Consider the following 20,567-nt stretch of genomic DNA (forward strand, 5'->3'; position numbering starts at 1 on the left):
GTTACTATTTATTTCTTGAAAAGTAAAAATGTGAAAGAAATTGTCTTTTTAAATGTAGATAGGATAACGTTTTATTGATGTCTTTTAATTCTGAAGTAAGTACAATTTTGTTCCCTTTGTTATCATTTGTTACTTGCAATTTGCAATGTGTACATTCATATTCTTTGAAATGATTGTTTACTTTTTTTACTTCTACATAATGATGCCCAAACAAAGTACAAAGTAAATTTTTAGTAAAGCTTTTTTCTTCTAAGTAGTTCGTTTTCATAATGGTAAGTTTTTAAGTTACATCCTTAAAATTAGAAAACTATCTATAAAATGTATAAAATAATCGTTGAAATGCGCTTATTTAACATAAAAAGTGATATAAACTTACAATATATTTATTTAAAATTAACAATTGAAGGTTGGCCAATTTCATAATTTGGTATCGATAAGTCATCGTTTTTCAAGGTGTTAGTTTTGAAAATAGATGAGCCTTCAAATGGAATTGTTGGATAATATGAAAAAGATATTTGAAAACTATTAAACACTAAATAATCATTATTAATCAGAACACCCAAACTAAATTTAGAATATAATTTGTTATTAAAAAACTTATTGCTTTCATTACCAAGTAATCCAAAAGTAACATTTGTAAAAGGACTAAAGTGAAAGCCATGCCAATTTCCTGGAGCATAAGTTTGGGTTTGAAGTGCCACGCTCATTTTTCGAGTTCCATTAAATAAAGGATTTCTAAAACCAGAAAAGCCATTTTGGTCGTTTAATGAAATTCTATCTTTAATAATATTAACTCTATTAGCGCCAACAACAAGACCAGAATTCACAAATTGTCTTAATTTCCATTCTCCAATATTCAATAGTGGAGTAAAATATAGTGCATCAACTTTAAAAGTTGTTTCTTCCGTTTTTCCATTATTGAATAAACTTCCCCATTCTACATTGGTTCCAAGGTATCCAAATCCATAGTATAATCCATAAGAAAATCGACCTCCAAAATAAGCTCTTTTGGAATTGTTTTTATTTCGAAAACCACCAGTAATTGCATAAGCTTTTCCGTATGGAATATCTTCAATTATTCCAAAATTGAAAAGATATTTGTCTTGTGTAAACTTTCTTGTGTTTAATCCGATACTACCCAAAAGCCATTCTTCATTAGAAAAAAAACGATTTGGGTCATAAATTTCATCTGGATTTTTGATATAACATATTTTATTATAACCAATGGTGGTTACTAAATTTGTAGTTCTGAAATCAAAAGACTTTCCTTTGAAAAGTTGGATTGAATGACCAAACCATAATTCACAATTTTCATTTTTAAAATCAAATGTTTTAAAATCGTTTTGAAAATCAGGCAACGAATCTTTAAATGACCTGTTTTCAAAGAAAATACCACCAGCCAATCGTGTTAATGGAGAAAAGAATTTACGTTCAACACGAACACTTTTGGTAATATCATTTCTAATTGAATTTTGATACCTGAAAGTAGTATTGATGAATGTGTTTTTAACGTTAGTTATACTATATCTAGCGCTGTAACCATTTTCTTCTTCATCAAAATCTCTAATAAAGTTGTTTTCAAATTCATGACCTAGTCCAAAAAAGTTTCGTTCGGTAATTTCTAAATTTCCACTACTTTCAGAAATAGCGCCAGTAGGAATTAAACTCCATGAATCTAAAACGCGAATTGAAACATCAACAGAATCCTTGTTTTTTGGTATTGCTACGGGAAGAATAACAACACTTCTAACATACCTTCGGCTTCTTATTAAACGCTCTGATTCTTTCAATACAATTGAATCTAAGATATCATTTTTCTTAAAAAGCAATTGATTTCTAATGGTCCATTTTTTTGTTTTGATATGAATATTGTTTCCAAATTTTTCAAAACCTTTTTCAGCGGTTTGATTTTTGTCTTCTGCAGAAAAACCAAAAGGATCAAGCGTTTCAATGATTATGTTACGAATAATTTTTCCTTCGTTTTTTTCATAATTTCGATTAATAGTTTTTACTTTTCTTTTACTTGTTTTTTTTCGTGTTGAACGAAACAAAAGTTTGTGAACAAACTTTCCGAATTTAGTCTTTCGCGAATAGTTTTCTATATTTTTATAAACTTTGATGGAATCTTTATTAGTTGACTTGCCTTCTTGACCATAGCAAGTAGGTATGATTAAGGAAATCATAAAACAAAATACAACTAACTTAATTTTCATAGCAATTGAAAACAATTAAATTTCTAAAAATAAACAGAAACAGTTAGTATAATAACGGAAAAAATGAAAAGTAAGTATACCAAAGGCATCACAAATTTTAACCATTTATCATAACCAACTTTTACAATTGCTAAAGAAGCAAGAATCAAGCCAGTTGGACTAATGAACGAAAATAAACCCATTCCATATTGATAACAATCAACTACAACTTCTCTACCAACACCAACAGTATCGGCTAATGGAGACATTATCGGCATGGTTAAAACGGCCATTCCTGATGATGATGGAATGAAAAATGACAATCCGCCATAAATAACAAACAAAACATTAGCAAATAATCCTTTATTCATTCCTTCGGTTATGTTACTGGCATAAAAAAGCATTGTATCACTAATTAATCCGTCATTCATAATTACCGTTATTCCACGAGCAATTCCAATGATTATAGCAACGCCTAATAGTTCGCCTGCACCTTTAAAAAAAGCATCTATAAAAACAGTTTCTTTTATTTTTGCAATGAAACCAATGAGAATAGCACCAACAAAAAATACTGTTGTCATTTCAGTAAACATCCAATCTAATCTAGCCACACCATATATCATTACTACAAAACACATGCTGAATACAAATAGAATTAAGCGCAGTCTGGATGTTAGTTTTAATTCTGATTCGGTGTTGTTTTTGAATAAGTTTTCTATTTGTTCTTTTTGATCAAAAATGACTGATTTACTAGGATTATCTTTTACTTTTTTGGCATAACGCATGATGTAAATAATACAAATTAATGTGCCAATAACATAAGCTATGAAACGACTAGTTAAACCAGAAGTCCAATTGATTCCTGCTGCATCAGAAGCGATAATTGCACTAAATGGATTTGTAGTTGAACACATTGTTCCGATACTAGAACCAAGATAAATAGACGCTAAGGCAACCATTGCATCATATTTTGCGGCAAGAAAAACGGGAATTAAAATAGGATAGAAGGCAATGGTTTCTTCTGCCAAACCAAATGTTGTTCCACCAATTGAAACTAAAGCGGTAACAAGAATTATTAAAATATATTCTTTTCCTTTCAACGCTTTTGCTAACCATGAAATTCCAGCGTCAAAAGCACCGGTAATATTCATTAAGCCAATTAAACCACCAATAAAAAGAACTAAAAAAATTATGTCTGCACCTTCAATTATTCCTTTAATTGGAGATTTTACAAATTCAAAAAAACCTTGAGGTTTAGCATCAACTTCTTTATATGTATTGGGAATATTTATAGGTTTCCAAATATCACCATTTGTGAATTTCTCTAATGGAATTTTTATTCCTAAACTGTCTAATGTTTTAGCGGTTCCTGCTACTGTTTTTGAGTTTTCGCCGCTGATAATTGCAAAAGTTTTGGTTTCCTTGTTATACGATAATTGATTGTACTTTCCTGCCGGAACTATCCAAGTTAGCAACGTAACCAAAGCAGCAATAAGCAATAAAATGGTTTGTGCAGAAGGGAATTTTATTTTTTTCATGAAAGTTTTAATAAAAGAGCAATTTAATCAATTTAATGAAAGCACAGAAAAAAACCTCAAAAGTGTTTTTTGAGGTTTAATTTATTTTGAGAATTTATTACTTAACTTTTTTGTTCTTTGTTGAAATAAACTAAGTAATAATACATTTGTTTTTCTTCGTCCCAACCTTTTTCTACAAATTTTTCAGCACTTTCAGGATTAATGAAATCCAGTTTGATTTGAATGTTAGTATCAAGATTGATAACATTTTTTATCGATTTTCGAGCATCGGTTACTGCAGCATTAGCAATTGGAAAACTTGTTAAATCTTCAATACTGTATTTTTCGCCTTTATCAGCTTTGTAGTTTTTAAATTCAGGTATTAAGTCTGGATTGTTTACTACTTCATTCAAGAATTTGCTTTCTTCAAATTCATCGTTCTTGGCAAAATAATTCACAGAACGATTCATAAATAAAACTTCTTCTTTTTTATCTTCGGCAGGAAGTACAACGTCTTTTGCAAAACCTTGACAAAACTTTAAGTACTTTTTAGTGAAGAAGTTTTCATCCTGAAAAGCATCAACCGAAAGGAAATGTTCTAACCAATAACGTGCATCATATCGATTGCTATCAACCGTTAGAATTTTATAACCTTCTTCTTTTTTGTAATTAAAAATCAAGCATCCTTTGTCTTGTTTATTCAGGTTGATTCCTTGTTGCAAAATCATTTCAAGAGTTTTTCCTTTTTCTTCAAACTGCATGAAATCGGTTTTGATTTCGCTTTTAAAAACACCAATAGCATCAACTACATTGTTGTCTATTGATATGTTAGTGATATAGGCAACATAAACTTCACCGTTTTTAATATGAGGATGATTGGATTGTTCAAAAAGGTGTTGCGTTATTTTTTTAGAAACAGCATGAGCTTCACTTGGATTAGTGAATATCTCTGTTGCCAAATTGAACATATCGTTGTATTCCAAATCAACATCATGAGCAAATTGAAAATAGTTTTCCTCTTTTTCTCTGAAAGGTTTGAAAAAATATTCCTTTAACAAAGGAACAATTTCGTCATTTAAATTATAAGGTTGTTCCGAAAGGAAAATGGCTTCGTTTCTGCTTTTGTTTCCAACTCGGTGAATAGATAAACTCTCGATATGAGCGTTAAAAAGATTGATCATTTATTTTTTATAAGTTTTATTAATTCCAATTTTCCTCAAATCCGTAGTCTTCAAAGCTGTCATCACCACCAAACATGTCTAAATCATCATCATCTAAATCGTCTTCAAATTCAGAATAAAAATCATCATCGTTATCGGCTTCAAATTTTTTCTCAATAGCTTCAGCAGGCAATTCTCCGTGAGAAAATAATAATGCTGGATACGTTTCTCCGGGTTGAGCTTCTTCAATAGCAGCTAGTTCTACTAAGAAAGTCCACATATTGATAAAATCATACACATAGATGATTTTGGTTTGATTATCATATAGTAAATCATTCAAAGCAAAGTCGCTCATTATTTTTTGTTCACCAGGAACATCACCCGAATCAAACATTGGGATTTCATCTTCTTGATTCCAAGTATCGTCGCAAGTGTAAAATGAAGCTACTTCCATTCCGTCAAAGCCAAATGCGTTAACTATAGCATTATGTAAATCTTCTAGAGTATCGTTTTCATCAATCGCTATATCTCTAAAAACATCTTCTTCAGCATCGAGAATAGCTCTAAACTTATAAATCATAATCTATTATTTTTTGAGCTAGCAAAGGTAAAATATAATTGTCAAAATGAAATTGCGAAAATGGATTTGTTGAAAAGTATTTTCAAAAAAAAACCTAGCCGTAGCTAGGTGAATTTTTATTCTAATTTGCATTGACCGATTAACGTGGTCAGTGTTTGATTAAAACTGTCGAGATTATTTTTGATTTCCTCTTTTGAGGTTTTTAATCTTGCATTAGTGTTTAGAGCTGTTGCTTGAGTCTTTAAATTATTGATAGATTCAGAAACTCCTTTAAAACCATATGCTTCAATTGTTTTAACATCTAATTTTGCAGTATATGTTTCAAGTATAGTAGCATACTCAGGAATTAAATCATAACGTCCTTCATTTGCTATATAATTTATTTTTGTTACTATTTGATTTACGTTGTTTAATTCTTCCCATTTGTCAAGTATTTTTTGAGCATTAGCTTGAGAACCAAGAGCTAAAATTACAACTACTAAAAGAGTTTTTATCGTTTTCATAATGTTTGTTTTTAAAATTGGTATTGCAATGTTACTAATTTTTTTGGAAAAATAGCTGTTTATTGATTTGTTTTTCTACTTATTAGTTAATTTAGTTCTAAGATGCCTTATCGTCAAGATACTTATTGATATAAAAGGAATGGTAGATGCAATAATCTTTTAGTTCAAAGTCATTAGTCCAATTACAAACATTAGTGCCAATAACAATGAAAGACAACTTAATCCAATGATGGTTAATGTTTTGCTTACTTGTTTTTGAAACAAAGTAAACAGTAAAAGGATTTGCCCAAGTAGTGGTAGCAATGTAAAAGGATGTACTGCTGATTGTGGATTAGTAAATAGTTTTTGTATTACTTCAAGTTCAGCTTCAAAAAGGAACGAACTGTTTCCTTTTCCCCATTGAAGGTAACCCATTAATGAGGTTATTATTAATCCTAGGTTTAAAAGTTTTGCTTTCAATGTTAGATTCAAAGGTTTAAATAAAACACTAAATTACATTTTTTTCAACAAGTTTTATTTTTCTAAATATCTTTTAATTAGTTCAATAAGTTGGGCTGAGGTTAATAACAATTTCGGGAGGCAAATTAAAAGGTTTTATGATTCTTTTAATTTGTTTAGATTTGAAAAAACCGAAATCTTGAAGCTTCAAAAACTGATTTTTTTGAGTTTCAGGGTGTTTTAGAAAAAGGACTTTTATTTATGGGAGCATTTGTAATCAGTAAGCGATTGAATGGCGATTATAAATTCATTTTTGCAACTCGACGAGGGAAAACCATTTTTACGAGCATTGGTTGTAAAAATAAATCGGATTGTGAGAAGATGATAGCGGCTATTCAGGAGAATATTGGTCAGTTTACGTTTACTCGTAATAAGAATGCTGCTGGGAAATACTTTTTTCGCCTGGCTAAAGATGGCTTGGTGTTGGCTACCAGCCGAAAATTTTCTACGGAACTTTTATTTCAAAAAGGGATTACTAGCTTGATGGAGCATTTGCCTAACTCGGAGACATTAGATTTTTCTGAAAATGAGTTTGTGTTCCCTGATTCGGAAGGTGTTTTTGCTGAAGAACAGGAGTAGTAAGGGTTTTATTTGTTGCTTGTTTGTGAGAAGGCTTCTCTCACTTACTAATACGCTTCTCTCACTTGTTAGCATTCGTCTCTCACTGCTATGCATGCTTCTCTTACTGTCAAGTATGTTTCTCTTACTGTCAAGTATGCTTCTCTCACTGCCATGCATGCTTCTCTCACTGCCAAGTATGCTTCTCTCACTGCCAAGTATGCTTCTCTCACTGCCAAGTATGCTTCTCTCACTACCATGCATGCGTCTCTCACTACCATGCACGCGTCTCTCACTACTTTTTTTGTAAGTTTTTTATTTTTAATATGTGTTTTAATGTCTTTTTTGCTGTTTTGTTAAAAAGAATGTTTTTAAAATAAATAATTCATAAAAATTAAGGGATTTCTTAAAATTTTATGCATTGAATATCAATTGTTTAGATTTTATTATATTAATTTGCTGTAAGATTATCTGTAAAAAATAATACTAACTTTTAAATTAATTATTATGACATCTTATCAAGAAAGAAAGCTTTCGATGTTTATTGTTTTTGCGCAGTTTATTCAAGGTACGCTTGCTGCAATATTGGCTTCAATGCCAAATTTTGAAACGTTATTTGACAAGTTTTTGTTAAAAATTAACGAGATTAATGTATTGACGGGTAACCAGATGCTTAACCGAAAAGGTAACCGTTTGGAGAAAATTTATGTTAGAGATAGCTTGTGTTTTGATGCGGATGATATTGCATCGAAAGTGATGGCTTATGCTAATTATGAGAATAACTTTTTGCTTTTTAATGAAGTGAAGTATACTAAAAATGTTTTGTTGCAAATGGCAGATACTGCTTGTAAAACGTGTTGCCAGATTATTCATGATAAGGCATTAGAGTATGTAACAGAATTGGCAACATATGGAATTACGAGTGGTGTTTTGACTGATTTTCAGGCAAAGATTGATTTGTTTGAGTTAACTATTCCGAAGCCAAAAGCGGGAATTCAGGATAAAAAATTTGCTACGGAGCAGTTAAAAGAGAAGTTTGAAGAGGCGAGTGAGTTTTTGAAAAAGATGTTTATTTTGAGTAAGACGAAGAAAAAGGATTATCCTGATTTTGTAAAGGAGTTTGTGATTGCGAAACGTATTGATAAGCCTGCTTTTGTAGAAATGAGTGCTAGAGGTGCGGTGGTTGATGATGCTGGGGAACGCATTGGGAAGGTAACGATGGAATGCAAGAAGTTGAATTTTAAACGCAGGGTTGCGGCAAGTGGTGGTTTTTATTTGAAGCATATGGAGAATGGTGTTTATGAGTTTGTGTTTAGCCGACCGGGTTATGAAACTACTGTTGTTGAAATGGTTTTTTATAAAGGTACGCGGTTTGAGGTTGAGGTTGTGATGAAGCAATTAGCGAATTAAAGCGAATTTAGTAATTAGCGAATGATTTTTTAAAATTAGGGGGATTTCCCCCTTTTTTATGAGAATGGGATTGATTATATTTGGAAGGTATTACGCTAGTGAGTAGCGGGTATATATAAGTTAGCGGTAATTTGTTAAACACAACTTTGAATGAAATTTAACCAAATACAACATTTCTTTAAAATTGATAAAACCAATTATCTGGGATTTTATTCATTCAACATTTTTAAAGCAGACGAGACTGATATAAATCTCATAGAAATTTTAAAACACAGTTTACTTTCTGCAAAATTTGACAAAGGTCTTAACGATTTAATAAAGCGGAATGTAGATGAATTTGGACCTTTAGACAGTAACAAGTTAATGGAAAGTGATTTTCAAAAAACAAATTTTAATGGATTGAAAGAAGCAGTCGAGAAATATTGGGAAGATGAAGATTGGGGAGTTGATTTACCAGTTTTCAAAACTAATTTCAAAGAAGTTGAAGTCATTTTACAAGAATTGAATTTAATCGAAGGCGAATTCTATTTTATAAATCTAGAAACAATTAGGCCGGCTCTGATTCCTTATCCAAATTTTTGGACTTATTTTTTTAGTTTTGTTTGTATCGAAAATAAATCTCAAACAGTAATGACAACATATTTTGGTCTCGATTAAAACAAACTACTGCTAACACAGGTTTCCGCAATAGCTCGTTTTAATCAGCGTTATGCGATGCTTCCTTTGTCAGCAGGACAAGTTAATGGTAAGTTTTTAAAATTAGGGGGATTTCCCCCTTTTTTATGAGAATGGAATTGATTAGATTTGGTGGAAGTTAGCTTAAAGTACAGAGACTTTGGGTAGCCAGATAAATAAGTAAAGACAAATGAAAAGTAAACTTTGGTTAACATTGACCGTTTTATTATTTCTTGTAGTGAACACAAGTTACTTTTGGATGGGGAAATTTGGTTCTTTGGCGCTCCCAGTTTTTATAATTTTAATTTTAGTTTTTTTAGTGCTATGTTTTGCATTGCTGCAGCAATTCTATTTTTTAATAAAAGATAATTTTAAAGATAGAAACAAAAATTTAACTATTGGATTGATGTGTACTTTACTAGTTCTTACTTTTTTTAAACCAAAAGGGATAATTAATTTTGAAAGTTTTGAGAGCAAAGCCGTTTTAATTGCTCAAAGAGAAGGTGTGGCTAACTGCATGACTATTCTGAAACTGAAAGAAAATAATAGGTTTAAAGAAAGGGTTGTTTGTTTTGGGATAAGTGAAGTTACTGGGAATTATAGAATTAAAAATGATACTATCTTTTTTAATGATATTGTACATGGGTTGGAGGAAGATGATTTTTTTGAATTCGCAGTTATAAAACCTTCGAAAGGGTTTAATGATGCTAATCATTTTGAAATGATTCGATATAAAAATAAGCAGGATACTGTTGGAGATTTTTTATATGTAATAAAAAATGAATTGAATAAAAACTAAGTTTAGAAGGCTATGAATACAAACACAGATTGCGAAATATACAGTTCTAGGGTTTTGGAATTTTCTGTTGAGAAGGTGTATCGGGCTTTTGCTGAGGTGGAGCATTTGAAGGATTGGTGGGGACCTGAAGGTTTTACGAATACTATTCATGAGTTTGACTTAAAACCGGGTGGCAACTGGATACTGACGATGCACGGACCGGAAGTTGGTCATTATGAAAATGCCTCGGTGTTTACGACTGTTGTGCCGATGGAGTTGGTGGCTTGGCAACGGAAATCGAAGCCTTTGTTTGCTATGGAGGTTGGGTTTAAAAAACTGGATGATGCCCGAACGGAGATTTCTTTTCGAATGATTTTTGACTCTGCTGAGGAATGCAACAAGATTAAAGGTTTTGCTACGCCTAAGAATGAGGAGAACTTTGATAGACTGGAGCGAGAACTTTTGAAGGTAGGTTGATTATTGCTGTATTAATATTATAAAATGTTTTTTTACATTCTTTTTTTTGCTTGTCCAAAAAAACGAATCAAAAAAAGGACACTTTTGCGAAGGTGTTTTTGGCGAGCCAAAACCGATTTTAAAATTCTAAAATTGCTACAAGGATTCGCAATTTCTTTACGAATTTTAAACTCTACACTGGCGCAAAAGGTTAGCAAAGCTGCGCTTTGCATTGCATGGGTTTTTATGTCTATTATGCAATGCTTTTTGTCAATAGGATACGTTTGGATTTTAATAAATAACGTATCTTTGATATTCTCAAAAATATATAACCATGACGACTTTTTGGATAGTATCTATTTTAATTTTTGCTGTAGTAACTTTTTTGTTAGCAAAATTAACCCTCAAAAAATCAATTCAGGAAAGCGGTGAAAAAATGTGGAAAACCTTTGGCACACGAACGCATTACTGGAAGTTGCTTTTCTTGTGTAGCTTTGGGGTAACTGCTGTGGTTGTTCTTTTTCTTAAGTGGACACATGTTTTAGTGGTTTCATCTTAAGTAATAGTTTTAGATTGACTTCATGTAATCTTCCTTTTATCAGCAATATAAAACAGGATGTTTTTTATTATATTTGAAAAAAAGAGAAGATGAAAAATTTTATTTTATTGGTTTTTGCTTTGTTGTCTTTTTCGGTTTCGGGGCAAGTAAAGAAGAATCAAAAAGCTGTTATTCAGACAGTTTTTAATTGTGACCACTGTAAGGAATGTGAAACATGTGGTAAAAATTTTCAAGCTAACTTATATAAAATAAAAGGGTTAAAGACATTTGAAATTGATGAAGAAAAAATGACTATAACCGTTTATTTTAATGCTCAAAAAACGGATTTGCAAGCTATAAAAACGGCTATTTCGAAATTAGGATTTGATGCCGATGAAATAAAAGCCGATGAAACAGCTTATGAAAAATTAGACGATTGCTGTAAAAAGGCTTAGTAGCAGGCATTGAAATACCTACCTATCAATATTGTCGTTCCTACGGAACTTTGAAGTTGCTTTATATTTATTTGCTCAGTTTTAATATACGAAAAGCGCCGCCAATTACCACTACAAATACTATGGCTCCAATGATTAAATCGGGTAGTCCTGAGTGAAGCCAATGGACTAAAAGTCCTGCGGTGATGACTCCCAGATTGATAATGACATCGTTTGATGTAAAGATGAGGCTTGCCTGCATGTGGACTTCTTCTTTTCCTTTTGATTTTTGAAGGAGGTATAAACAAACGCCATTGGCAATAAAAGCGAAAATGGAAACCACAATCATGGTTTTGAAATTTGGCATTGGTTCCTGACCAATGAAACGGCGGAAGACTTCTGCAAATCCGATAACGGCCAGGGTTAGTTGAAAATAGCCCGCCATTCGAACAATTTGTTTCTTTTTGAGCATGCTACCACCAACGGCAAAAAGACTGATTCCGTATACAAAACCATCGGCAAGCATGTCTAAACTGTCGGCAACGAGTCCGATTGATTTTGAGAAAAAGCCTGTTGTTATTTCGATTACAAAAAAAGCAATGTTGATGTAGAGTGCTATGAGCAGTACTTTTCTTTGCGAAGTGTTGTCGTTAGTTTTTGTGAATTCGGTAGGTTCGGAACTGATTTTTTGCGTGCCTAAATTGAGTTCGTGTAGTGATTTTTCAATCAGGTTGAGGTTGTTGTTGTGAATGACGGTTAGCTTTCTGTTAGGAATGTCGAACTCTAAATGAAAGATACTTGAAATGCTGCCTAACTTAATGCGGATGAGTTGCTCCTCGGAAGGACAGTCCATTTTACTGATTTCAAATATTGTTTTTTCCATTTGAATAGTGAATGCCTTAAAGCGTTATTCAAATATAATGAATTTGATTTTTAGCAGCATGACAACTCATCCCGAAAAAACAACAATTCGGTAATGTTAAATTTTATAGTTTTAGGGTTTGAAGCAACTTTGTGCTATCAAAATTCAAAACCATGAAAACTTTTTATTCTTTTTTATTCTTTGCTTGTAGTTTTATAACGTTTGCACAAACTGAAATTTCGGGTATTGTGGTTGACCAAAAGAACCGACCACTGGCAGGAGCCAACATTTATATAGACGGAACGTATGACGGCGCCACGACTGACGAAAACGGGAAGTTTAGCTTTACCACTACCGAAACAGGAACACAAACGCTGGTGATAACCATGATTACCTATGAGGATTTGAAAATGCCTATTGATGTGGCTAATTGCAAGGATAAAACCTTTGCGTTACGCGAAAGCATGAATACGCTGGATACGGTTATCATTACGGCGGGAACATTTGATGCTGGTGAAAAGGCAAGAGTTTCGGTGTTGAAACCATTGGATATTGTGACTACGGCAGGTTCGAATGCTAACATTGTAGCAGCGTTGCAAACCTTACCAGGAACACAAACCGTTGGCGAAGATGGAAGGTTGTTTGTTCGTGGTGGTGAAGCTGATGAAACTCAAACGTTTGTGGATGGCATCAGAGTAGCGCAACCGTATGGTTCAACCACAGCAAATGTGCCAACACGCGGACGATTTTCGCCTTTTTTGTTTAGCGGTATGTCGTTTTCAACGGGTGGTTATTCGGCAGAGTATGGCGAAGCGTTATCGAGTGTGTTGTTGTTGAATACTACTGATGAAGCTACGGAAGAGAAAACGGATATTTCGCTAATGACTGTTGGGCTTGGCTTGGCGAATACGCAAGTATGGAAAAACAATTCGTTGACGTTTAACACGGCTTATATTGACCTGGCGCCTTATCAAAAACTGATTCCTCAAAATGTTTCGTGGAACAAACCTTTTCACTCGCTTTCGGGAGAAGCGGTGTATCGTCATACATTTAATAACGGGATTTTTAAACTTTATGCGGCTTTTGATGCTTCGGAGTTTGATATTAATCAGGAAAGCATCAATCAACCTTCGCCACGAAGAGTAGATTTGAACAATAACAATTTTTATCTGAATGCTTCGTATAAAGGGAACTTAGGCAATCAGTGGAAATTGTTTACCGGTTTGGCGTATGGTTATGGGCAAAATGATATTAACATCTATTCGGGGAAAGTGTTTAATGTAGAAAACTCGAACCATTTGAAAGTAAAGGTAAACAAGGCGTTGACCGATAGAATCAAACTGACTTTTGGTGCGGATTATTTCATTACTAAGTTTGATGAGTATTTTCAAAATTCGAGTGATTTAGCACGCTATGATTATGGTTATGATGCTAATATTGCAGCAGCTTATGTAGAAACAGACGTATTTTTTTCGAGAAAACTGGCGATGAAAGTAGGCGGAAGAATTTCGAACAACGATTACTTAAACGAAACTGTATTTACACCAAGACTTTCGGTAGGTTACAAAGTATCGAAAGCGGGACAATTCTCGTTGGCTTATGGAATGTTTTCGCAAGCGCCAAGACAAGATTATTTGAAATTTGCAGACTATTTATCGAGTGAAAGAGCCGACCATTACATCTTGAACTATCAGTATAACAAAGACCGACAAACCTTCAGAGCTGAGGTTTATTTTAAAGACTATGCCGATTTGGTGAAATACAATGATGCAAGTGGAGCACCTGTGACTGTATATAACAACAACGGAACAGGATATGCGAAAGGGTTGGATATTTTTTGGAGAGATAACAAATCGATTAAGAATTTAGAGTATTGGGTTTCTTATTCGTTTATTGATACCAAAAGAGATTATAAAAACTTTCCAACGGAAGCAACGCCAAGTTTTGTGGCCGACCAAAGTTTATCAGTAGTTGGTAAATGGTGGATAAACAAATGGAAATCGCAGGTAAGCATCACCAATAGTTTTTCGACTGGAAGACCTTATAACAATCCGAATGAAAGTACTTATTTGGGCAGTAAAACCAAAGGATATAATAATTTGAGTTTGGGTTGGGCTTATTTAATCAGTCAGCAAAAGATATTATATTTCTCGGCATCGAATGTATTGGCTACGCAAAATGTATTTGGGTATGAATATGCCAACACACCTAATGCCAACGGAATGTATGACCGCAGAGCTATAAGACCAACGGCAGATCAGTTTTTCTTTGTTGGGTTCTTTTGGACTATCAGTGATAACAAAAAAGACAATCAGTTGAATAATTTGTAGAAGAAGGTTAAGAGGTTATAAGGTTATGAGTTTAGAAGGGATTAACTTTTAAACTTCTAAACTGTAAAAAAACAATTCATCCATCAAAAACAACAATTCGGTAAGTATAAATTTTAGGAGTGAGCCAACCGAACTAATTTTACATCAGAAATTAAAAACAACGTTTCAATCATCAAATAACAACATTAAAACCAAAACATCATGACAAAAATTATCACCATCATTGCATTAGTTATTTCTTCATTAGTTGGAGCACAAACAAAATATGAAGAAAACATGTCTAAAGCCTTAGGACTTTGGGGAGAAGGAAAAACAACAGAAGCTTCGGCTTTAATGGAACGCATTGCAGCGGTAGAAAAAACAAACTGGTTGCCTAACTACTATGTGGCAATGATTAATACCACAGCAGGATTTAATCCAGCCAATAAAGACAAAGTGAACGCCTTGTTAGATAAAGCCCAAAGAGCTGTAGACGAAGCTTCATTAATTAGTCCAAACAATCCTGAATTAATGGTTGTACAAGGGTTAATTTATACGGTAATGATAGTACAAGATCCAATGACTAACGGAATGAAATATTCGCCAAAAGTGATGGAAGTTTATACTAAAGCTAAAATGATTGCACCAGAAAATCCTAGAGTAGTTTTCTCTAAAGCTGATTTTGAAATTGGTGGTGCACAATGGAGTGGTGCAGACGTAAAAGCATTATGCAAAGAAGTAGAGCGTTCAATTGGATTATTTGAAAGCTTTAAATCAGATGTTCCTTTTTATCCTAACTGGGGATTAGACAGAGCTAAAGAAACTTTGGCAAATTGTAAAAAGTAATTTTGTAAATTGTAATCAAATAATAGGATAATCATCATGCAAAAAGTCATTCAATATATATTCAAAACTATTATTACCGGGATTGTAATTAGTTTTATCATTGCGGCAGTATTGATAACTATTGAATGCATCTTTGGAAGAGAATTGGTTTTTGATGAAAAACTAAAAGTAGAATTAGGGTATTATTTGCTTTATGGAGTGACATTAACGTTTATTAACGGAACGTTCTTTCATTATTTAAACAACATTGTAGTTTGGAAAAAGTATACTAAATACCGATTGTTAATTGGTGCATTAGGTGGAATATCGTTAACGATGTTGGGGATTTTTGGTTTGCGAATTGTAACCAGAGTAATGATAGAAGGAACATCTTTTAGTGAATTTATACAAAAAGAGCGATTCAGATACTACATTGTTTCTTTGCTTATAACCATTGTAATAACATTGATTTTTCACCTGATTTATTTCTATAAAAAATCGCAGGAGAATAAGCTAAAAGAACAAAAAGTAATAGCAGGAACGGCTTCCGCAAAGTTTGAGAGTTTAAAAAATCAGATTGATCCACACTTTCTATTCAATAGTTTGAATGTATTGAGTTCATTGATAGAAGAAAACCCAGAGAATGCTCAAAAGTTTACCACTTCGTTGTCAAAAATATACCGCTATGTGTTGGAACAAAAAGACAAAGAACTGGTTTCGGTAGAAGAAGAATTGAGTTTTGCCAAAACGTATATGAACCTTTTAAAAATGCGTTTTGAAAACAGTATCAGCTATGAAGTACCAACCGATTTTATAAATCCCGACGCCAAAGTAGTTCCGTTATCGTTGCAATTATTACTTGAAAATACTATTAAACACAACATCGTTAGCGAGAACAAACCACTTAGAATTAAAATTTATATAGAGGATAATTATCTGATTGTAGAAAATAATTTGCAGAAGAAAGAAGTACTCCAAGAACGAAAAGGTGTAGGACTGCAGAACATCGTCAACCGCTACGGATTACTTTCGGAACGCAAAGTATTGGTGGAAGAAACCGCAGATTTCTTCCGAATTAAAATTCCAATATTAACCAAACAAATCGTCATCATGGAATCACAAAATAAATACAACGAAAATATGGCTTACATGAAAGCCAAAGAACGAGTAGAAAAACTAAGAGGATTTTACAGCAACCTGATTTCCTATTGTTGCGTTATTCCTTTACTAATCTTTATCAATTTGAGAACTACAAGTTTTCAATGGTTTTGGTTCCCAATGTTAGGTTGGGGTTTAGGTTTAACCTTTCATGCTTTAGAAACTTTTGGTTTTGGAAAATCATGGGAAGAAAAGAAAATCCAGGAAATCATGAATAAAGATAACAAGTCTAATCAAAAATGGAATTAATCATGAGAAGAAACTATTTTGAACCATCGGGAAATATAGAACTTGACAATGCAAGAATGCGAGTTCATGAATTAAAAAGATTTTATATTCATGTGTTAATTTACTCTATAGCAGTAGCGCTTTACATAGGGAAAAGGTATTTTGGATTGCCTATTAATTTTTGGCCAATTAATTTTATCAATGAGTTTTTCATGTGGATTTGGACATTCATTGTTGGTATAAAAGCGGTAAAACTATTTTTTAGAGAGCGATTTTTTGGAACCAAATGGGAACAACAAAAAATTAAAGAAATGATGGATGAAGAACAATCAAAAACTACAAAATGGCAATAATCATGGAACAGTTTAATAACGACTACGAAAAATATCAAAAAGCACACAAACAAGTGCAAGAAATAAAAGGATTTTATACTCATTTGTTTACTTATATCATCGTAATGATAGGTTTGATTTTTATTAATTTAAGATATTCGCCTCAGTATTTATGGTTTCTTTGGTCAATGGCTGGTTGGGGAATTGGTTTGATTTTTCACGGAATGAAAGCTTTTAACTATACACCTTTTTTGGGTAAAAATTGGGAAGAGCAAAAGATAAAAGAATACATGGACGAGGAAAAAAACAAAAGAAGTAAATACGAATAATCATGGAGAATTTAGACGACATAAAATATCAAACAGCTCTTAAAAGAGTTAAAAGAATCAAAGGATTTTATACGCATTTGATGGTTTATATTGTGATAAACATTGCTCTGTTCATTGTCAATTATCAAAATCTTGGGCCAAATGAGGATTTCTTTGGATTAAGACTTTTCAGTACGCCAATCTTTTGGGGAATAGGTGTTTTGGCACATGGATTATCGGTTTTTATGCCAACTTGGTTTTTGGGTAAAGATTGGGAAGAAAGAAAGATAAAAGAATTGATGGAAAAACAAAAGAGCGATAACAAATGGGAATAAATCTATTAAATCACAAACTATAAACCATGAACATCATTATTATTGAAGACGAAAAGCCAGCAGCAAGATTATTGCAACGTAAAGTTGAAAAACTAGGATTACAGGTTAATCATTTACTGCATTCGGTAGAAGAAGCTATAAATTGGTTTAACAACAATCCGCATCCCGATTTAATTTTTTTGGATATTCAACTTTCGGATGGGTTATCGTTTGAAATTTTTGAGGCTATCGATATTAAAAGTGCTGTGATTTTCACGACGGCTTATGATGAATATGCTTTGCGTGCTTTCAAATTAAATTCCATTGATTATTTATTGAAACCCATTGATGAAGAAGATTTAGAAACAGCTATTTCTAAATTTAAAGCAAGAAATAATTCGGCGTCCAATCTTTCTTTAGACTTTGAAATGATAAAAAAAATGTTGGTTAATCCAGCAGAACGTGAATACAAAAAAAGATTTACTATCAAAGTAGGTCAGCAACTAAAAATGATTCCTGTAGAAGAGATAGAATGTTTTTACAGTGAAAATAAAGGAACCTATATTCATACTTTAGATAACAGAGATTACTTGTTAGATGGCACTTTAGAACAATTAGAATCTGAACTTAATCCGGATGATTTTTACAGAGTTTCAAGGAAGTTTATCATTCCGTTAAAAGCTATAAAAGAAATCCAATTACACAGTAATTCTAGATTAAAAGTAATACTTCCAACCTATAAAGACGATGAGGTAATTGTTGCTAGAGAGCGAGTTAATGAGTTCAAAGAATGGCTCGAGTAACATTATAAAATCATTAAATCTCTTTAATGTTATGTTAATTAACATAAGTTTCCCAATGATAATTTTTACATTCGTTGAGAACTTTTTTAAAGCATGACAAAAATTTACACCAATATTTTAATTTTCACTTCTTTCTTTTTAGCTCAATCCCAAGAGTTAAAAGTCTACGATAATTATGAGTCTTTGAAAAAAGAATTAATTACAGATAGTGAAACTTTGTATGTGGTTAATTTTTGGGCAACTTGGTGTGCACCATGCGTGAAAGAATTGCCACATTTTGAAACTCTTTATCAAAACACAAAGAATCAGAAAGTAAAAATACTATTGGTTAGTTTAGATTTTAAGAATCAAATCGACACAAAACTTAAAAAGTTTATAGAAAAGAAAAAGTATAGTTCGCAAATTGTTGCGCTGACTGATAAAGATTATAACAACTGGCTCAATAAAGTCGATGAAAACTGGTCAGGTTCGATTCCAGCTACACTTTTAATAAAAGGAAATAAAAGTCTTTTCAAAGAAGAAGAATTTGCTTCCGCCAAAGAATTACAAGAATTCGTTAATGCTTTAAACAACATCTAAAAACAAAATATCATGAAAATTTTTTCCTTTTTTTCGGTTATTATTTCTTCAATATTGATAGGAATAGTTGCTCCATCAAGTGGTTATAAACCTGGAGATAAAGCAACTGATTTTAAACTAAAATCAGTTGACGGTAAAATGTATAGTATGGCAGATTATAAAGATGCTAAAGGGTTTATTGTGGTTTTCACATGTAATCATTGTCCTTTTGCAGTAAAATATGAAGATAGAATTAATGCTTTAGCAAAAAAATACAAACCACAAGGTTATGTTTTATTAGCCATCAATCCTAATGATCCAGCAGCACAACCTGAAGACAGTTTTGAATTGATGAAAGTTCGTGCTAAAGAAAAAGGTTTTGCTTTTCCATATTTATTTGATGAAGGGCAAAAAATCTATCCACAATATGGTGCTACAAAAACACCACATGTTTTTTTATTAGATAAAAATCATATTGTAAAATATATTGGCGCTATTGATGATAATGTGGATGATGCAAATAATGTTAAAGAAAAGTATCTTGAAAATGCAATAGCCGCTTTAGAAAAAGGAAAAGCACCTTCACCAGAAACTACCAAAGCAATTGGATGTACGATTAAAGTAAAGAAATAAAAAAAGTCCCGATTCAATCGGGACTTTTTTTATGGATTCGTTATTTTAATATCATCTATTCTAAATGTGGTTCCATTGCTGCTTGGTACTGAAAATCGAAGTTCAGTAATGTTTGTAATATTTGTGGCTAATGTTCTCTCATACCACATATTATCTGTTCCGGCACCAGTTGGAAGGTCAGTAATACTTAGAGGAACTAACGATGTGCCATTATTATATTCAATTACAAGTTCAGATCCCGTTGATGTTGTTGTTGATTTAAATACCAAAATTGACAAAGTAAAAGTACCTGTATATGAACTTAAATCTATTCCTGTAATACCAAAAGATCTATTAGCACCACTTTGTAAATAAAAATTTCCAGTTCCAGATGCAGTACTGATTGTAGCATCTGAAGGTGAATTATTGTTTACTGATGCTGCTGTACTATAATATGGTTTTGTAAATGCAATAGGGGCAGTGTTTGAATAACCCGTGTAAGCAGTAACTAGTTGACTACTAGTTACACTATTAACCGGTTCAAAGAAAACAGTTACAGGAATTACAGGAGTTGTGATGCATTTTATACTTACCCATGTAGAACCTACTGCATCATATAGTTGTAAACATCTGTCTCCATTGGGAAAGCTTACGTAAGCTATTAATCCATCATCTGCAGTAGTAACTGGAATTGAATTGCGTTGGGCTTCAGTTATACGTGGAGGCATAAAACCACCATAATTTCCATTGCTAAATTGACTGTTCAGTTCTAATACTGAGTTTGAACTTGGAGTAGACGTATTTATTCCTACCTGGGCATTGATGGTAACAACGAATACTAAAATGTTTAATAAGACTAATACTTTTTTCATTTTTGACAGTGTAATCAATTAATACTGTTTTTTAATTATTATTTTACATCATAAAGTATGAGGTTATCGAGGCTTTTATACTTAATT

The 20,567-nt window shown here is 32.5% G+C and carries 25 protein-coding genes; 16 read left to right on the forward strand and 9 right to left on the reverse strand.

Going from position 1 to position 20,567, the window contains the following annotated elements:
- Positions 1–4 precede the first annotated feature (4 nt).
- From RN605_RS13615 to RN605_RS13645, 7 genes are all read right to left on the reverse strand, one after another.
- Positions 5–268, reverse strand: a complete 264-nt coding sequence (locus RN605_RS13615; protein ID WP_313325628.1) for a hypothetical protein — start codon at positions 266–268, stop codon at positions 5–7.
- A gap of 115 nt (positions 269–383) precedes the next feature.
- On the reverse strand, positions 384–2,213 hold the full coding sequence (locus tag RN605_RS13620; RefSeq protein ID WP_313325629.1) for a BamA/TamA family outer membrane protein: 1,830 nt from the start codon (positions 2,211–2,213) through the stop codon (positions 384–386).
- 23 nt (positions 2,214–2,236) lie between these two features.
- Positions 2,237–3,730, reverse strand: coding sequence for a YfcC family protein (locus RN605_RS13625; protein ID WP_313325631.1), 1,494 nt, complete (start codon positions 3,728–3,730; stop codon positions 2,237–2,239).
- A gap of 101 nt (positions 3,731–3,831) precedes the next feature.
- On the reverse strand, positions 3,832–4,890 hold the full coding sequence (locus RN605_RS13630) for a nucleoid-associated protein (protein WP_313325633.1): 1,059 nt from the start codon (positions 4,888–4,890) through the stop codon (positions 3,832–3,834).
- Between the two features lie 19 nt (positions 4,891–4,909).
- Entirely contained in the window at positions 4,910–5,449 is a 540-nt protein-coding gene (locus tag RN605_RS13635; protein WP_313325635.1) for an IS1096 element passenger TnpR family protein, read from the reverse strand.
- A gap of 116 nt (positions 5,450–5,565) precedes the next feature.
- Positions 5,566–5,952, reverse strand: a complete 387-nt coding sequence (locus RN605_RS13640; protein WP_313325636.1) for a hypothetical protein — start codon at positions 5,950–5,952, stop codon at positions 5,566–5,568.
- Between the two features lie 159 nt (positions 5,953–6,111).
- Positions 6,112–6,411 (reverse strand): hypothetical protein, encoded by a 300-nt coding sequence (locus RN605_RS13645; RefSeq protein ID WP_313325637.1) that lies wholly within the window; start codon positions 6,409–6,411, stop codon positions 6,112–6,114.
- A gap of 240 nt (positions 6,412–6,651) precedes the next feature.
- Here RN605_RS13645 and RN605_RS13650 point away from each other — a divergent pair, with 240 nt between their 5' ends.
- The 7 genes from RN605_RS13650 to RN605_RS13680 all read left to right on the forward strand — a co-directional run bounded on the left by RN605_RS13650 (position 6,652) and on the right by RN605_RS13680 (position 11,320).
- Positions 6,652–7,029, forward strand: a complete 378-nt coding sequence (locus tag RN605_RS13650) for a YegP family protein (RefSeq protein WP_313325638.1) — start codon at positions 6,652–6,654, stop codon at positions 7,027–7,029.
- A gap of 486 nt (positions 7,030–7,515) precedes the next feature.
- Positions 7,516–8,418: a carboxypeptidase-like regulatory domain-containing protein gene (locus RN605_RS13655; protein ID WP_313325639.1), complete on the forward strand. Its 903-nt coding sequence runs from the start codon at positions 7,516–7,518 to the stop codon at positions 8,416–8,418.
- Positions 8,419–8,568: 150 nt separating this feature from the next.
- Complete coding sequence (locus RN605_RS13660) at positions 8,569–9,075, forward strand: hypothetical protein (protein WP_313325641.1); 507 nt, start codon at positions 8,569–8,571, stop codon at positions 9,073–9,075.
- A gap of 208 nt (positions 9,076–9,283) precedes the next feature.
- Entirely contained in the window at positions 9,284–9,892 is a 609-nt protein-coding gene (locus RN605_RS13665; RefSeq protein ID WP_313325643.1) for a hypothetical protein, read from the forward strand.
- Positions 9,893–9,904: 12 nt separating this feature from the next.
- On the forward strand, positions 9,905–10,348 hold the full coding sequence (locus tag RN605_RS13670) for an SRPBCC domain-containing protein (RefSeq protein WP_313325644.1): 444 nt from the start codon (positions 9,905–9,907) through the stop codon (positions 10,346–10,348).
- 313 nt (positions 10,349–10,661) lie between these two features.
- Complete coding sequence (locus tag RN605_RS13675; protein ID WP_313325646.1) at positions 10,662–10,886, forward strand: hypothetical protein; 225 nt, start codon at positions 10,662–10,664, stop codon at positions 10,884–10,886.
- Positions 10,887–10,975: 89 nt separating this feature from the next.
- Positions 10,976–11,320 carry a cation transporter gene (locus RN605_RS13680; RefSeq protein ID WP_313325647.1) on the forward strand — a complete coding sequence of 115 codons (345 nt, stop codon included), beginning with the start codon at positions 10,976–10,978 and terminating at the stop codon, positions 11,318–11,320.
- Positions 11,321–11,387: 67 nt separating this feature from the next.
- Here the strand turns inward: RN605_RS13680 and RN605_RS13685 are convergent, their stop codons facing one another.
- The gene (locus RN605_RS13685) at positions 11,388–12,182 is read right to left on the reverse strand and encodes a cation transporter (protein WP_313325648.1); all 795 of its coding nucleotides are present in this window, start codon (positions 12,180–12,182) and stop codon (positions 11,388–11,390) included.
- Between the two features lie 152 nt (positions 12,183–12,334).
- On the opposite strand from RN605_RS13685, the gene RN605_RS13690 reads away from it, so the two are divergent.
- The 9 genes from RN605_RS13690 to RN605_RS13730 all read left to right on the forward strand — a co-directional run bounded on the left by RN605_RS13690 (position 12,335) and on the right by RN605_RS13730 (position 19,629).
- Positions 12,335–14,491 (forward strand): TonB-dependent receptor, encoded by a 2,157-nt coding sequence (locus RN605_RS13690; RefSeq protein ID WP_313325649.1) that lies wholly within the window; start codon positions 12,335–12,337, stop codon positions 14,489–14,491.
- A 201-nt stretch (positions 14,492–14,692) separates the two neighbouring features.
- Positions 14,693–15,316 carry a hypothetical protein gene (locus RN605_RS13695; RefSeq protein WP_313325650.1) on the forward strand — a complete coding sequence of 208 codons (624 nt, stop codon included), beginning with the start codon at positions 14,693–14,695 and terminating at the stop codon, positions 15,314–15,316.
- Between the two features lie 36 nt (positions 15,317–15,352).
- Positions 15,353–16,702 carry a 2TM domain-containing protein gene (locus tag RN605_RS13700; protein WP_313325651.1) on the forward strand — a complete coding sequence of 450 codons (1,350 nt, stop codon included), beginning with the start codon at positions 15,353–15,355 and terminating at the stop codon, positions 16,700–16,702.
- Complete coding sequence (locus tag RN605_RS13705; protein ID WP_313325653.1) at positions 16,693–17,034, forward strand: 2TM domain-containing protein; 342 nt, start codon at positions 16,693–16,695, stop codon at positions 17,032–17,034. Before RN605_RS13700 ends, RN605_RS13705 begins: the two co-directional genes overlap by 10 nt.
- On the forward strand, positions 17,025–17,342 hold the full coding sequence (locus tag RN605_RS13710; RefSeq protein ID WP_313325654.1) for a 2TM domain-containing protein: 318 nt from the start codon (positions 17,025–17,027) through the stop codon (positions 17,340–17,342). Before RN605_RS13705 ends, RN605_RS13710 begins: the two co-directional genes overlap by 10 nt.
- 2 nt (positions 17,343–17,344) lie before the next feature.
- Positions 17,345–17,656: a 2TM domain-containing protein gene (locus RN605_RS13715; RefSeq protein WP_313325656.1), complete on the forward strand. Its 312-nt coding sequence runs from the start codon at positions 17,345–17,347 to the stop codon at positions 17,654–17,656.
- Positions 17,657–17,682: 26 nt separating this feature from the next.
- Complete coding sequence (locus tag RN605_RS13720) at positions 17,683–18,438, forward strand: LytR/AlgR family response regulator transcription factor (RefSeq protein ID WP_313325658.1); 756 nt, start codon at positions 17,683–17,685, stop codon at positions 18,436–18,438.
- Positions 18,439–18,531: 93 nt separating this feature from the next.
- Positions 18,532–19,017 carry a TlpA disulfide reductase family protein gene (locus tag RN605_RS13725; RefSeq protein ID WP_313325659.1) on the forward strand — a complete coding sequence of 162 codons (486 nt, stop codon included), beginning with the start codon at positions 18,532–18,534 and terminating at the stop codon, positions 19,015–19,017.
- 12 nt (positions 19,018–19,029) lie between these two features.
- Complete coding sequence (locus RN605_RS13730) at positions 19,030–19,629, forward strand: thioredoxin family protein (protein WP_313325660.1); 600 nt, start codon at positions 19,030–19,032, stop codon at positions 19,627–19,629.
- A gap of 29 nt (positions 19,630–19,658) precedes the next feature.
- On the opposite strand, the gene RN605_RS13735 is transcribed toward RN605_RS13730, so the two are convergent.
- Positions 19,659–20,480 (reverse strand): hypothetical protein, encoded by an 822-nt coding sequence (locus RN605_RS13735; RefSeq protein ID WP_313325661.1) that lies wholly within the window; start codon positions 20,478–20,480, stop codon positions 19,659–19,661.
- Positions 20,481–20,567 lie beyond the last annotated feature (87 nt).

Origin of the sequence: Flavobacterium sp. PMTSA4, assembly GCF_032098525.1 — a bacterium.
GTDB classification, from domain to species: Bacteria; Bacteroidota; Bacteroidia; order Flavobacteriales; family Flavobacteriaceae; genus Flavobacterium; species Flavobacterium capsici.